The organism is Brevibacillus borstelensis (assembly GCF_036700025.1).
In the GTDB taxonomy this organism is placed as follows: domain Bacteria; phylum Bacillota; class Bacilli; order Brevibacillales; family Brevibacillaceae; genus Brevibacillus; species Brevibacillus borstelensis.
The window spans coordinates 4,432,755-4,446,964 of sequence record NZ_CP144922.1 but is presented as its reverse complement, the minus strand read 5'-3'; the positions used below and the strand labels follow the sequence as shown (position 1 = coordinate 4,446,964).

The 14,210-nt window shown below is 53.6% G+C and carries 12 protein-coding genes; 10 read left to right on the top strand and 2 right to left on the bottom strand.

Going from position 1 to position 14,210, the window contains the following annotated elements:
* Positions 1-11 precede the first annotated feature (11 nt).
* From V5G20_RS21310 to V5G20_RS21285, 6 genes are all read left to right on the top strand, one after another.
* Positions 12-1,379, top strand: a complete 1,368-nt coding sequence (locus V5G20_RS21310) for a sigma-54 interaction domain-containing protein (protein WP_039071201.1) — start codon at positions 12-14, stop codon at positions 1,377-1,379.
* A 160-nt stretch (positions 1,380-1,539) separates the two neighbouring features.
* Positions 1,540-3,243: a peptide ABC transporter substrate-binding protein gene (locus V5G20_RS21305; protein ID WP_422387984.1), complete on the top strand. Its 1,704-nt coding sequence runs from the start codon at positions 1,540-1,542 to the stop codon at positions 3,241-3,243.
* A 144-nt stretch (positions 3,244-3,387) separates the two neighbouring features.
* The gene (locus V5G20_RS21300; RefSeq protein ID WP_024983132.1) at positions 3,388-4,317 is read left to right on the top strand and encodes a S66 peptidase family protein; all 930 of its coding nucleotides are present in this window, start codon (positions 3,388-3,390) and stop codon (positions 4,315-4,317) included.
* Between the two features lie 120 nt (positions 4,318-4,437).
* Positions 4,438-4,878, top strand: coding sequence for a Dps family protein (locus V5G20_RS21295; RefSeq protein ID WP_338462114.1), 441 nt, complete (start codon positions 4,438-4,440; stop codon positions 4,876-4,878).
* Between the two features lie 597 nt (positions 4,879-5,475).
* Positions 5,476-6,411, top strand: a complete 936-nt coding sequence (gene coaA, locus V5G20_RS21290) for a type I pantothenate kinase (protein WP_338462112.1) — start codon at positions 5,476-5,478, stop codon at positions 6,409-6,411.
* Between the two features lie 22 nt (positions 6,412-6,433).
* Complete coding sequence (locus V5G20_RS21285) at positions 6,434-6,883, top strand: DUF523 domain-containing protein (protein WP_338462110.1); 450 nt, start codon at positions 6,434-6,436, stop codon at positions 6,881-6,883.
* A gap of 88 nt (positions 6,884-6,971) precedes the next feature.
* Here V5G20_RS21285 and V5G20_RS21280 read toward each other — a convergent pair whose 3' ends face one another.
* Positions 6,972-8,495 (bottom strand): glycine betaine uptake BCCT transporter, encoded by a 1,524-nt coding sequence (locus tag V5G20_RS21280; RefSeq protein ID WP_338462108.1) that lies wholly within the window; start codon positions 8,493-8,495, stop codon positions 6,972-6,974.
* Positions 8,496-8,649: 154 nt separating this feature from the next.
* Positions 8,650-9,534: a LysR family transcriptional regulator gene (locus tag V5G20_RS21275; RefSeq protein ID WP_003388071.1), complete on the bottom strand. Its 885-nt coding sequence runs from the start codon at positions 9,532-9,534 to the stop codon at positions 8,650-8,652.
* A 133-nt stretch (positions 9,535-9,667) separates the two neighbouring features.
* Here V5G20_RS21275 and V5G20_RS21270 point away from each other — a divergent pair, with 133 nt between their 5' ends.
* The 4 genes from V5G20_RS21270 (at position 9,668) to V5G20_RS21255 (ending at position 14,001) form a co-directional block, all read left to right on the top strand.
* Positions 9,668-10,963 (top strand): NCS2 family permease, encoded by a 1,296-nt coding sequence (locus V5G20_RS21270; RefSeq protein WP_338462106.1) that lies wholly within the window; start codon positions 9,668-9,670, stop codon positions 10,961-10,963.
* A gap of 579 nt (positions 10,964-11,542) precedes the next feature.
* Positions 11,543-11,857: an antibiotic biosynthesis monooxygenase family protein gene (locus V5G20_RS21265; RefSeq protein WP_024983137.1), complete on the top strand. Its 315-nt coding sequence runs from the start codon at positions 11,543-11,545 to the stop codon at positions 11,855-11,857.
* 198 nt (positions 11,858-12,055) lie between these two features.
* Positions 12,056-13,429 (top strand): class II fumarate hydratase, encoded by a 1,374-nt coding sequence (locus tag V5G20_RS21260; RefSeq protein ID WP_024983138.1) that lies wholly within the window; start codon positions 12,056-12,058, stop codon positions 13,427-13,429.
* 83 nt (positions 13,430-13,512) lie between these two features.
* Entirely contained in the window at positions 13,513-14,001 is a 489-nt protein-coding gene (locus V5G20_RS21255) for a ferritin-like domain-containing protein (RefSeq protein ID WP_024983139.1), read from the top strand.
* Positions 14,002-14,210: the final 209 nt, after the last annotated feature.

Below are 14,210 nucleotides of genomic sequence, written 5' to 3'. Positions count from 1 at the left end.
GTCAAACACCAATGATCGATTACAAAGATGTGCTGGGCTCGCTGTTCGACATCGTCCATATTACGGACGCGGAAGGAAAAACCTTGTACTGCTCCGAACGCTACGGGGAGTTTTTCGGGATCGATCCAGCCGAGATGATCGGCAAGCCAATCGAAGACTTTTACCGGCAGGGGTATTTTACTCCGATGATCACGATGAGAGTGATTCGGGAGCGAAAAAAGGTTCATACGATTCAGACTACACAGCAAAAACGCAAGCTGTATGTGGTCGGGACGCCCATCTTCGACCGTCAGGGGTGCCTGCTTGGCGTCGTGAATACCTCCACAGACATTACCGATCAGGAAAAGCTGCAGCAGGAATTGGAGGAAAACAAATATCTGGGCACCCTGTACCATATGGAAATCGCCAAACAGAACAGGCTGGCCGGCGGCGAAAACGGCCTGGTGTACAGAAGTCCGAGCATGCGGCAGGTGGCCTCTATGGCGGACAAGCTGTCACAGGTAGACTCCTCGGTCATCCTGCTCGGCGAATCCGGAGTGGGAAAAGGCGTTTTGGCAAAGTATATACATGAGCGCAGTCCGAGAAAAGACAGGCCTTTTGTTCACATCAACTGCGGCGCGATACCCGAGAGCCTGCTGGAATCAGAGCTGTTCGGCTACGAGAAGGGGGCTTTTACAGGGGCTGACAAGGACGGCAAGGCAGGGTTGATTGAGAAAGCAGACGGGGGCACGCTCTTTTTGGACGAGATCGGGGAGCTGCCGTTCAATCTTCAGGTGAAGCTGTTGAATGTCCTGCAGGAAAAAACGATCACCCCGATAGGCGGCACCAGCCCGAAAAAGGTTGACATCAAGCTGATCACAGCGACGAATAAAAACCTGAAGCAAATGGTGGATGAAGGGAAATTTCGCGAGGATCTGTATTACCGCATTCACGTCGTTCCGCTGGAAATACCGCCGCTGCGGGAGAGAAGAGAGGAAATTCCCGTATTGGTTCACTACTTTCTCAACCTGTTCGCCGACAAGTACGGTCTTCACCGCAAGCTCAGCGATCAGTGCCATCAGATCCTGGAGGAGTATGACTGGCCGGGGAATGTCCGCGAGCTTGAGAACGTGATGGAGCGGCTGGTCGTTACTTCTCACGATGTGCTGATCATGCCGGATCAAATTCCGCAATATATTTGTGAGGCAGCCAAAGGAGCGGGAAAAGGCATCAAGGTCGAGCGGATGCTTTCGATGCAGGAGGCGATCGAAGAAGTGGAAAAGCAGTTGCTGCAGCGTGCATACGACGTCCACAAGACGACCACCAAGGTGGCGAAAGCACTGGGGATCAGTCAGCCGAGCGCGAGCAGAAAACTGCGGAAGCACGCGATTCTTCCCTGAATCGATCCATGCAAATATGCATACCTGTCTGCTTTTCTTTTTTGCTTTATTGTGCCAAAGTCTATTCGATTGTGAATAATAGGGGAGTCGTTGGAAGCGCCGATGATCCTGGTACAGTTTTTGCAATATTTCAACACGAAAAAGCAGGAGGTATGTGATCTTGAGACGGCGAGCTTCGTTTCGACTCAGTTCCTTGCTTGTGCTGGCAGTATGTTTGGCCGGTTGCATGGGCAGCAGCAGCTCTGCACCGGCCGGGAGTCAGGCGCCGGGGGCGGCAGGCTCAGCTCAGCCATCGGTGCCCACCGGCGAATCGGCTTCTGCTGTGAATGAAACAATTTCTTCTGATAGTGAAATTGTTTTCGCCACCGGTGATTTGCAGGTACTCAGGATGAACATGGAGGAGCCGGCTACGCTCGACCCGACGTTTGCCGAGGACACTGTCTCCGGTGCTGTCATCCGCGCCATCTTTGACGGCCTGACAAGGCTGGATGAAGCGGGAAACCCGATCAATTCCATCGCGTCGGACATGAAGGTCTCGGATGATAAAACCACGTATACGTTTGCCTTGCGGGATGCGACGTGGAGCAACGGCGATCCGGTTACAGCCCATGACTTTGAGTTTGCCTGGAAGCACGCCCTGGACCCGAAGACAGGCTCGCAGGCAGCGTATCAGTTTTACAGCTTGAAAAACGCCCAGGCGTTTGCGGCAGGGAAGGCTGTGCGAGACGATGTGGGCGTGAAGGCGCTGGATGACAAAACCTTGCAGGTTGTGCTGGAGCACCCGATGCCCTTCTTTCCGACACTGGTCTCCTTTTTGATGCCGATCAATAAAAACGTGGCAGAATCAAACCCGGACTGGGCCAAGGACCCGAAAACACTGGTCGGGAACGGCCCGTTCAAGCTTGATACGTGGGAGCACAAGAACAAGCTGGTCCTCGTCAAGAATGACACCTATTGGGAGCGTGACGTCGTCAAGCTGGAGCGAATCGAATTCTCGATGATTTCCGATGCCAATACGGAGCTTGCCATGTTTGAGAACGGCGATTTGGACTGGGCAGGCGGGCCGATCAGCAGCTTGCCTGTGGATGCCGTGGAGCCGCTGCGTCGGGAGGGGAAGCTCGTCGCCAAACCGAAAGCGACGTCGTACTATATCCGCTTCAACGCCGAACGGCCGCCCTTTACCAATGCGAAGATACGCAAAGCGTTTGCCTATGCCATCAACCGAAAGGAAATCGCTGACAACATCGGGCAGGCAGGCCAGACGCCCTTGATGGGCATCACGCCGATCACCGCTTCGCTAAAGCCGGATGGTTTTTTCGCAGACAACCAGCCGGAGGAGGCGCGAAGACTGTTGGCCGAAGGGATGAAGGAGCTGGGCATCTCCAGGCTGCCAAGGATCAGCTACCTGTACAATACCAATGATCGCAACAGGGCGATTGCCGAAGCCCTGCAAGCTGTCTGGAAAAAGCAGCTGGGCGTGGATGTGAAGCTGGTGAACAAGGAAACGAAGGTATACCTCGACGACCAGGAGCAGGGCAATTTTGAGATTGCCCGCTCCAGTTGGACGGCTGACTACAATGATCCGGTCAATTTCCTGCAAAAATTTATCGAGAAGTACAGCTCCAGCAACATTACCCGCTGGCACAATCCGGTCTACACCGAGCTGATCAAAAAGTCGTATCGGGAGACAGCCGAGCAAAAACGAAGGCAAATCCTGCTGGAGGCCGAGGCGCTCCTGATGGAGGAGATGCCGCTGACCGGCATTTTCAGCGACGTCAATGCCTGGGTTCAGAGCGAAAAGGTAAAAGGGGTCCGCGTCGATCCGCTGAGCAAAATCGATTTCAAATGGGCCTATAAAGAATAGAATGCAAGACTCGCGCACGAGAAATTGTGGTATGGCCAAAAGCAGCAGTAGCAAAGCTTCGCATTGGAAGCGCGAAGCGGATGTCGTCTGCTGAAGCTGGCTCTATCCTCCCGGCGCGTGTCCATACTGAGAGGAGAAAACGGGATGAGAAAAGGAAAAGCACTGCAGGTCGGAGATACGATCGGGCTCACGGCACCGTCCAGTCCTGCCACCCCGGAGGTTTTGGCCAAGGCGCAGTCCGATCTGGAGGCGTTGGGGTTTCAGGTGAAAGTGGGCGAGAGCTGCCGTCAAACATACGGAGGCTATCTCGCAGGGCACCCACAGCTTCGCGCAGAGGAGATCAACTGCATGTTCGCCGATCCGGAGGTAGATGCGATCATGTGCCTGCGGGGCGGATACGGTACGCCGCAGCTTTTGCCCCTGCTTGACTACGATTGTATCGCTGCCAACCCCAAGCTGTTTATCGGCTACAGCGACATCACGGCCCTGCACACCGTGTTTATGCAGGAAGCGGGTCTTGCCACCCTGCACGGCCCGATGGCCTCTGCGGGAATTGCCAGCGAGCAGGACCCGTGGTCGCGCGATTATTTGCTCCGGGCGATGACCTGTCCCGATCCGCTAGGCGAGATCATCAATCCCGAGGGAGAGGAGATCAGTTGTCTGGTCGGCGGCGCGGCTTGCGGTCCGATCGTGGGCGGCAATCTTTCGCTGGTCGCAGCTTTGGCCGGTACGCCTTATCAATTGGACACGAGGGGCAAGCTGCTGTTTCTGGAGGACGTGGACGAAGAGCCGTACCGTATCGACAGAATGCTGATGCAATTGGCGCTTGCCGGAACCTTCGAGGATTGCGCCGGAATCATTATCGGTACGTGGGAAAACTGCGTTCCGAAAAAACGGGATGGCTTTTCCGTTCTCGATGTCTTCAAAAATATCGTCGTGCCTTATCGGAAGCCGACGATCTGGAATTTACAGGCCGGGCACGGCGCTTGCAATATCGCTTTGCCATTCGGCGTGCAGGCGCGATTGGATGCGGATGCGTGCAAACTGGTGATCGAAGAGGCTGTGACGAGATGACACTTGATCACCCATTCTGGAAGGTATAATCATTTGCTCGGGGCGAAAGACTACTAGTTGTCTGTAGATGTTTTCCTGAAGTGTAGACACTATCCACTACCCCGAAAGGATGAATGACAAATGAGCAACACCCTGCACGGCATTTTAAACAAGCAGATCGCCAACTGGTCCGTTCTGTACATAAAGCTGCACCACTATCACTGGTTCGTGAACGGGCCCCATTTCTTTACGCTCCACGCCAAATTTGAAGAGCTGTACAACGAAGCAGCCGGCTATGTGGACGAGTTGGCGGAGCGCCTCCTGGCGATCGGCGGAAAGCCCGTCTCAACGATGAAAGCCTGTCTGGAGGCGGCCAGCCTCGAGGAAGGCAAAGGGGGCGAGTCCGCCGAGCAAATGGTGCAAGCTGTGGTCGCCGACTTCCAAACAGTCATCCGCGAGCTGGAGGAGGGCATGTCTGTAGCAGAAAACGAAAATGACGAAGCCACCTCGGATATGCTTCTGGAAATAAGTTCCAGCCTGCAAAAGCATGTATGGATGCTCCAGGCGTTTCTCGGCAAATAGGAAACAAATGCAGGTATTCAAAACACGAACCGTATAACGCCAACAATACGATTGACCTAGCAGCCCGTCAGCCTACAAACGGCGGCGGGTTTTTCCCTTTCTCAGCAAGTCTTGCCAATCATGCTTTCACGCAATTCGGCAATCTTTACTGGGAACCATTGACCCTCAAGAAAAAAGCGAAATAAGCGAATGAAACCAGCTGCTGTAGAGATGAAAACGGGAGAAAATGCAAAGGTCTTTGGGACACATCCCAGGCACCAGGCCAAATACGGAACACTCCTTCAGCGTCCAACCTGATTTGCCTCCTGACTCATCCGCTTTTGGACGCGGTTCCGCTTTTGGCCTGGTGCCGGACAGTGCTGCCTCCAAGCAGTGTCCCACCGAACCTGAGTATTTTCTCCCGTTTTCATCTCTTCCACAAAAGCCTGTCCAACCGCCATTTTCTCCCAAGCAACATAGTTCCGCCAATCCGAACCGGCAAGCCAAAGTGCAAACGGATTGTTCCCAAGAGAAGACACAGGTGTTACACTATGGAAGGAATAAACGAGGAATAACGGCAAGACAGCATACCGAACGAAGAAAGGATGTACAACTCCGATGGCATCGCCTTATGTTACGTTCAGTCGCGAGCAGTGGAGAGGACTGCGGGCATCCACGCCGCTGACCATTTCCGATGAAGAACTGGCCTGTTTGCAGGGGTTGAATGAAAAACTGTCCCTGACGGAAGTAGCAGACATCTATCTACCGCTTTCCCGGCTGCTAAATCTGCATGTAGGAGCCACACAGGAGCTGTATCAGGCCACACATACATTTCTGGGGAATCTGGAAAAGAAAGTGCCGTTTATCATCGGCATCGCCGGCAGTGTTGCAGTAGGCAAGAGTACAACAGCCCGAATTTTGCAAACGCTTTTATCCCGTTGGCCCAATCACCCCAAGGTGGATTTGGTGACGACCGACGGTTTTCTCTATCCGAACCGCATTTTGGAAGAGCGCGGATTGATGAAGCGCAAGGGATTTCCCGAAAGCTACAACACCCGTCGTCTCGTTTCTTTTTTGTCTGACGTCAAATCGGGAGTTTCCGAAGTGGCTGCTCCTGTTTACTCCCATCTGGTCTATGACATCGTGCCGGACGAATGGCAGATCGTGCGGGAGCCGGATATTTTGATCGTCGAAGGACTGAACGTTTTGCAAACCCCGCTCGATGAAAATCAGCGGAGGCTGACGGAGGTATTCGTCTCCGATTTCTTTGACTTTTCCATTTACGTGGATGCGCAGGAGGACTTGATCAAGAAGTGGTACATTGACCGCTTCAAGCTGCTTCGCCAGACGGCTTTCTCCGACCCCGCGTCCTATTTTAAACGCTACGCCAGCTTGTCCGATACGGAAGCTACCCAGGTGGCGACCAGCATTTGGAATGAGATCAACGGTACCAACCTCCGAAAAAATATTTTGCCAACTCGCGGACGTGCCCGCCTCATTCTGGAAAAGGGCGAGGACCATATGATCCAGAAAGTCAAGCTGAGAAGGCTGTAATCTCCCGGTAGGAGTGATTGCGATGCAAATCGTGAGCGCCTGTTTGATCGGCTGTCGATGCCGCTATGATCAAGGGGCTTGCCTGGATGAAACGATTGAAAATCTGTTGAAAGAAGGCAAGGCGATTCCTGTATGCCCGGAGCAGCTTGGCGGTTTGCCTACGCCCCGTCCGCCGGCAGAGATCATCGGGGGAGACGGGTTTGACGTCTGGGAGGGCCGCGCCAAGGTTGTCGATAATACGGGCCGAGATGTCACGGAGGAATTCAAAGCAGGAGCCCTGCAGGCACTGCAGCTGGCCCGGACGGCAGGAGCCGTGTCGGCAATTCTGAAGGAAAACAGTCCATCCTGCGGCAGTTCAAACGTGTACGACGGTACGTTTACCGGACAGAAAAAAGCAGGCGTAGGGGTAACAGCGGCTCTGCTTATAAAAAACGGGATTGACGTTCGCTCTGAATTAAGCCGTTCCGAATAAACGACCCGATGCCTTTTGGGCATAGACAAAGAAGACCTGTTGATTGCTTATGTCAATCGACAGGTCATGTTTGCGTTTGCGATCCTTCCTACAATTGTTCAAGCAGCCGCCGCAGCTTCTTTTCCTGCTCCCGCCGCTTTTTCCTTATCGCGCGATCCTCTTCCTGCAGCGCTCGCAGCAAAGAGAAGCACATCAGGGTCAAAATAACCGCAAAGGGCAGCGCAGCGACGATAGATGCGGTCTGCAGTCCTTCCAGCCCGCCGCTTAACAGAAGGACGACAGCGGTAGAGGATTGGAGGATGCCCCAGGTTATTTTTACCGGATTGGACGGATCCAGCTTGCCGCCCGAGGAGAGCATCCCCAGGACGAATGTGGCGGAATCGGCCGAGGTAATGAAGAAAATGATAATCAAAAGGGTGGCGACCACCGACAGGATCATCCCCATCGGGAGCTGTTCCAGCGTAATGAAAAGAGCGCTGGAGACATCCTGCTTTACCGCGTTGCCGATGGGGGCGTGCTCGTAGATCTCCAGATGGAGCGCGGTTCCTCCGAAGACAGAAAACCAAATAAAACTGAGCACAGTCGGCACCAAAAGGACGCCGATAATAAACTCCTTGATCGTCCGGCCTTTGGATACCCGGGCAATAAATGTCCCGACAAAAGGTGCCCAGGCAATCCACCACGCCCAGTAGAACAGCGTCCAGTTGGCGATCCAGTTGCTTTCTGTAAAGGGCATGAGCCGCATGCTCATGGAGACGAGATTTTGCAAATAGCTTCCCAGCGTATTGGTAAAGTTGTCGAAGAGAAAGGCGGTCGGGCCAAAAATCAAAGTGAGCAGCAAAAGGGCCAAGGCCAATACCAGATTGGTATTGCTCAAGATTTTGATCCCTCTGTCCAGACCGGAGGTAGCAGACCACAGGTACAGGACGGTAATGACGGCAATAATCGTTATCTGGACAGTGATATTGCTCGGAATCTGGAAGAGGTGGCTCAATCCCCCGTTGATTTGCAGCGTTCCCAATCCGAGGGAGGTTGCGACTCCAAAAGCGGTCGCGATCACGGCGAGAATATCGATCAACTTGCCAATGGGACCGTTTACCCTGTCACCCAGGAGGGGGTAAAACGTCGAGGAGATCAAGCCTTTTGCGCCTTTGCGATACTGGAAGTAGGCCAGGGAAAGGGCGATGACGGCATAAATCCCCCAGGGATGAAGCCCCCAGTGAAAAAAAGCGTACCGCATGGCTGTACGGGCCGCCTCGGATGTTTCGGCTTCAACGCCGACGGGCGGGGAAAAATAGTGGGACACAGGCTCGGCGACGCCCCAAAAGACAAGCCCGATTCCCATACCAGCGCTAAACAGCATGGAAAACCAGGTAACCGCCGAATACTCCGGCTCGTCATCATCGTCCCCGAGCCGAATCTGGCCGTATTTGCTGAAGGCCAGGAAAATGCAAAAGACGAGGAAAAAGAAGGTAACCAGAAGATAAAACCAGCCAAAATTGGAAGTCGTAGCATGCAGGACATTGGTCGCTGTTTCTGTAAGCTGAGACGGTGAAAAAAAGCCCCAGAGAACAAACAGCAGCACCACCGCCAATGAGATGGCAAAGGTCATGGGAGCCCTCCTTTGTCGGACTTTGCGAGATGAAATGCAATGTCAGGAAGCCGAAATCGAAAATGGAAGATATCAGTGGTATAGAATCCCACGAACCGGGCTTGTTTATCCTCTGTGGCTAAAAAGAACCATCTCGTTTTCACATGCGGGCCGATTATTGCTCCGGAATCGGAGCAAACATCTCGATGAAATGGCGTGCTGCCTTGGAGAGATGGCGTTCCGTCTGCCAGACGATGGCGGACGACGAGGTGATCGAGGTGCCAGTGATCTCCAGACGGCTGATATTGGCGTTTCCCTGCGTCTCCCAAGCAGAGCGGGGGACGATCGCAGCGGCAACCCCGGCCCCGACCATACTGACGATCAGCGAGAGGTCAGGACATTCACAGATCACATGCGGAGTCACGCCCAGGCGGCCAAATTCCTTGACCAAAAGCTCATAGATGCCGAGTCCGGGCGTACTGGGCATGATCAAAGGGTGGTCAGCGATTTCCCGCATATGGATACTATCTTTTTGGGAGAGCGGAGAAGAAACGGGAACGATCAGGACAAACGTTTCCTCCAAAAGCGGGATTGTCGTACAATGCGCCAGCGAATGGGGGAGCCTGACGATGGCGACTTCGACCGTTCGCTGCTCCAGCCATTGGCTGAGAAGCTGTGTGTCTCCTTTCCACACCTTGTAGGTGATCAACGGATAGCGCTCCCGAAACTGGCGGATTTGCTCGGGCAAGCGGTAGGAGGAAAGGGCGCTCACGCCGACAGACAGAGTCCCGCGAACGCCTTCGCCCGTTTCCTTCACCTCGGATATGGCTTCCTCCATCTGGTGGACAAGATTTAATGCCTGCTTGTACAAGGTGACGCCCGCTTGTGTCAGCGCGATTTTTTTTCCAGAGCGCTCGATTAGCTCGACACCCAGCTCCTCTTCCATCTGCTTTAATTGCTGGCTGAGCGGTGGTTGGGCCATACGCAAGCGTCTGGCTGCTCCGGTGATTTGGCCTTCTTCTGCGATCGCGATAAAATAGCGCAATTGACGAATATCCATGAGTCTGCCTGCCTTTCATATGTAAAACGTATGATACGGAGATAAAACAAATATTTTTTATATCGATAGAGCTATGTTAGCATATGTTTCGGAAACTTACATGAGCAACAACAGAGAGAAAGAAGGGACATATGTGCGCAGTTTGTTGGAGAGGATATTTCATCTGCAAGCGAGTCAAACCACTGTAAAAAAAGAAATAATGGCCGGTTTTATCGCCTTTGTCACGATCGTGTATATCGTCGCAGTCAATTCCTCCGTTTTGGAGGATGCCGGCATCCCGCTCGAAGCCGGCATTCTGGCGACTGTGCTGACCGCCTTTATCGGATCGATCCTGATGGCTTTTTGGGCCAATGCCCCGATGATTTTGGTCCCTGGGATGGGGATCAACGCCTTGTTTACGTACACGCTGTGCAATACGATGGGCTTGCCATGGCAGGAAGCGCTGGCCGCTGTTTTTCTGTCGGGGGTCATCTTTGCCGCCATTGCCTTTACGGGAGCGGCAACCGTGCTGTCCAACGCCATTCCCGATTCGCTCAAGGAAGCGATTACGGTTGGAATCGGATTGTTTCTCACCTTTATCGGGCTGCAAAAAGGCGGCCTGGTCGTGACCAATCCCTCCACCTTTGTAGCGCTCGGTGACCTTTCCCATCCACAGGTATGGGTTACGCTTGCGACTCTGCTATTGACGCTTGTCTTGTTTGTCCGAAACGTCCCCGGAAACTTTTTGATCGGGATCGCCGCAGGTACAGGAATCGGCTGGCTTGCCGGATTGGTTCATCCGGGACAAGGCATGTCCGGGATTTCCTTTGATTCCTACGGTGAGGTGTTTGCCGCATTTTCGTTCTCGCACATCGCAACGCTTCCGTTCTGGGTGGCGACGTTCTCCTTGGCGATGGTGATCGTGTTTGAAAACATCGGCCTGGTTCACGGACATACGCAAATGGCAGGACAGCCCGAGAAGTTTCGCCGCAGTCTGCAGGCAAACGCAATTTCGTCCGCCTTGTCCGGCATCCTGGGCACCAGTCCGACGGTTTCGACCGTGGAGTCTGCTGCGGGAATCGCAGCGGGAGCTCGTACTGGACTAGCTTCTCTCGTCACGGGAGTGCTTTTCTTGCTGTCGCTGCTGTTCTTGCCGGCCATCAAGCTGATTCCGGACAGCGCGATCGCTCCGGTATTGATCATCATCGGGGCGTTGATGCTGCAAAACGTGCAGAACATCAATCTCCGCGATTTTTCCGAGGGATTTCCCGCTTTCCTCATCATTGCCCTGATTCCCCTGTCTTACAGCATCGTTGACGGGATTACCTTCGGATTCGTCGCTTATCCGCTGCTGAAGGTAGCATTGGGGAAAAGCAAGGAAGTGCCCGCGCTTTTGTACGTCGTTGCAGGGTTGTTTTTGCTCAATATGGTACTGCCGATGCTGACTTGATAGGCTGCTGCACGGCTGCTGTTAAAAACGTCTCGGACTTCCTGTGGAAAGCGAGACGTTTTTGCTTTCTTTGTAATTCTAAATATTTACATTATTTACAAAAACGATTATGGTAGAGAGAAGGGATTGAAATAAAAACAGGGATGTGGCAGAGCTATGAGAAAATCCTTAACTACAGGCTGCGCTATAGCGCTTTTGATTGTTCTCGCCGGACTTCTAAAAAACGATTACCAATGGATTATGACCTGGACATTCTATTCGGCTGCCATTCTGTTTACACTAGGTGCGCTAGTCAGCTTCTCTTCGCTTCAGTCAACCGCCGAGCCACCGGCCTATTTTCAACAGCCCCAGCAAGAGCACAAGGACAACAAGAGCAGGATCAGGTGGACATCTTTCTTCTTTCTTGCGGCATTGCCAAATTTGTTTGTATATGGCGCATTTTATTTCTTTTCAACGTAAAGGATAGGCCCCGGGCGAGAAGTGTAAGCTGCCCGGGTTATTTGTTGACAATGATAATCTTTATCAATTAAAATGAAGACACACCATATTTTTTCAATTGTGCGAAGAGGAGTGTGCTTCATGTTTATAGAAACGAAAACGATTACGGTCAAGGAAGGGACCTCCGATCTGGTCGTGAACCGGTTCAGCCAGGCGGGAGAGATTGAGAAGTCCGAAGGCTTCATCGATTTGAGCGTTCTGGTTAAAAAGGTGCGCAGAGGAGACGAGGAAGTAATCGTCATGATCCGCTGGGAATCGGAAGAAGCGTGGAAAAAGTGGGAAACGAGCGAAGCTCATCTGGAAGGCCACAGACAGAGCAGAGGCAAGCCCAAGCCGGAGCATGTGATCAGCGTCGCACACGGCGTCTACGATGTAAAAGCGGTCAAGAAAGCGTAAAACAGCGCGGGAGCCCGTTCAGGGAACACCCGCGTTTTTCTATGTCCTTTTCCTCCTCAAGCTTTGCCAAAACGATCCCAAAAGCCCCTCCATAAGCTGCAAGCTCCCAGAAGCCAAACATATCATGAAATGCTGCTGGGAAGAATAGGGTGTGCATCATAGAGCGATCGCAAAGGAGGGTCAACACCAGTGGACAGCATGTCAGTACGTATCGGAAGAGACTCCCTGGGAGAGGTGAGAATCCCTGCAGATGCCCTGTACGGCCCGCAGACACAGCGTGCAGTCGAAAATTTTCCTGTCAGCGGACTCAGGCTGCCGCGGGCTTTTATCCGTGCGCAGGGACTGATCAAGGCTTCCGCGGCTCATGCCAATATGACCTGCGGCCAGCTAGATGAACGGAAGGCCAGGGCCATCATCCAGGCGGCAGAGGAAGTGATCGAGGGAAAGTGGGACGGCCAGTTCGTCGTCGACGCTTTTCAGGCGGGGGCGGGAACCTCGCAAAACATGAACGCCAACGAAGTGATTGCCAACCGCGCGACCCAGCTTTTGGGCGGACAAATCGATCAGATGCTTGTGCACCCGAACGATGACGTCAATATGGCCCAATCTACCAATGACACGATACATGTCGCGATCAACATCGCCGGTGCAGAGCTGGTCCAGCACGAGCTCTTGCCTGCGTTGGACCGTACGGTAAAAGTGCTGTGGGCAAAGTCTGAGCAGTTTATGGGGATCATCAAGGCCGGGCGCACACATTTGCAGGATGCCGTCCCGATTCGCATGGGACAGGAATTTTCCGGCTACGCGCAAAGCTTTGCAAATGCACGTGAACGCATCCGGCAGACGGCTGAGCGGCTGTATGAGATCGGACTCGGCGGAAACGCTGTCGGCACCGGGATCAATGCCCACCCGCAGTATGCCGAGCTCGCCATCGAGGAAATTGCCAGACGAACCGGCCTGCCTTTTGCCCAGCCGCGCAACCGCTTTGCCTTTATGCAAAATACGGCTGCCGCTCTGGAGGTTCATTCTGCGTTAAAGGAGCTGGCCGTGCACGTCATCAAGGTGACCAGCGACCTGCGTCTGCTGAGCTCCGGTCCCCGCACCGGCCTGGCTGAGGTTCAATTGCCCGCGGTGCAGCCCGGCTCGTCGATCATGCCGGGCAAAGTCAACCCGGTGATGCTGGAGATGTCGTACATGGTGGCGGCACAAGTCATCGGCAATGACGCCACGATGACGGTGGCGGGATGCGGAAGCCAGCTGGAGATCAACGTCATGATGCCGGTGATCGGCTACAACCTGCTGCAATCCATCACGATCCTGAGCAATATGCTGGATGTGCTGCGGGAAAAATGTCTGGAAGGGCTGGAAGCAAACGAAGTCCAATGCGCCAAGTGGATGGAAGCGAGTCTTTCTCTGGTGACGGCGCTCAACCCGCTGATCGGTTACGACAAGGCAGCTGCTCTGGCCAAGCAAGCTTTTTCGGAAAACAAGACACTTGTGCAGGTTATCCGGGAAGCAGGGCTCTGGTCGCCGGACATTGAGGAGGCGCTAAGGCCGGAAAAAATGGTTTGATATTTTTTTTTCGTTTTCAAACATGCTCCATCAGCCTAGCGGGCGAATATCCTGACAGGGAAAAAGCGAAGGAGTCAGGATATATGAACGGATATTGGTGGGGACCGTATGGCTATGCCACTTATGCGCCGATTTGGCCTGTGGCGATGGACCGCCATGATGATCGGGCAGCTGTTGTGTTGCGGATGATTCAGGAAGGCATCTCAGGTGAGCGCAGCGACGAGCTTTTTTACGACTACCTGATCACTGTTGCGCCGACCCAGCAGGAGAAGGACGTCATCACCGGCATTCGCGATGACGAGCGGAAGCATCGGAGGCTTTTCCGGCAGCTGTATACCCAATTGGCAGGGCAGCGTCCCGGGATGAGCGAAGAGGGAGAGACGTTTCAGAGACCTGCCAGCTATCTGGAGGGAATTGAACAAGCGTTGCTGGGCGAATTAAAGGCTTTTGAAAAATATCGCACCATCTACCGGTATATACCGCAGCAGTACCGGGACACGATTTTTGAAATCATGACGGATGAGTTAAAACATGCCAGCTACTACAACTGGCTGTATGCCAAAAACAAGTGATGGCGTGTCTGAGGCGGCCAGCCGAGGAGGAGCCTTCGCAACAGGGGAGCACATACGGTTTGACCACGGCCATGCAACGACGAAACGGGCTGGTGGGAGAGCCGCAACGGAAGAAAGTCGGAGCTGGCGGTATCGTGCGATAGTGCTACAGTCATAGCCGTCTGAAGCCAGAACATGGCTTTAGGCGGTTTTTTGCTGGAAACAGGAGG

What these genes read in the sequence shown, in the direction of transcription:
- V5G20_RS21310 (WP_039071201.1), top strand. Translation starts at nt 12, where the DNA reads ATGATCGATTACAAAGATGTGCTGGGCTCGCTGTTCGACATCGTCCAT.
- V5G20_RS21300 (WP_024983132.1), top strand. Translation starts at nt 3,388, where the DNA reads ATGAGAAAAGGAAAAGCACTGCAGGTCGGAGATACGATCGGGCTCACG.
- V5G20_RS21295 (WP_338462114.1), top strand. Translation starts at nt 4,438, where the DNA reads ATGAGCAACACCCTGCACGGCATTTTAAACAAGCAGATCGCCAACTGG.
- coaA (WP_338462112.1), top strand. Translation starts at nt 5,476, where the DNA reads ATGGCATCGCCTTATGTTACGTTCAGTCGCGAGCAGTGGAGAGGACTG.
- V5G20_RS21285 (WP_338462110.1), top strand. Translation starts at nt 6,434, where the DNA reads ATGCAAATCGTGAGCGCCTGTTTGATCGGCTGTCGATGCCGCTATGAT.
- V5G20_RS21280 (WP_338462108.1), bottom strand. Translation starts at nt 8,495, where the DNA reads ATGACCTTTGCCATCTCATTGGCGGTGGTGCTGCTGTTTGTTCTCTGG.
- V5G20_RS21275 (WP_003388071.1), bottom strand. Translation starts at nt 9,534, where the DNA reads ATGGATATTCGTCAATTGCGCTATTTTATCGCGATCGCAGAAGAAGGC.
- V5G20_RS21265 (WP_024983137.1), top strand. Translation starts at nt 11,543, where the DNA reads ATGTTTATAGAAACGAAAACGATTACGGTCAAGGAAGGGACCTCCGAT.
- V5G20_RS21260 (WP_024983138.1), top strand. Translation starts at nt 12,056, where the DNA reads ATGTCAGTACGTATCGGAAGAGACTCCCTGGGAGAGGTGAGAATCCCT.
- V5G20_RS21255 (WP_024983139.1), top strand. Translation starts at nt 13,513, where the DNA reads ATGAACGGATATTGGTGGGGACCGTATGGCTATGCCACTTATGCGCCG.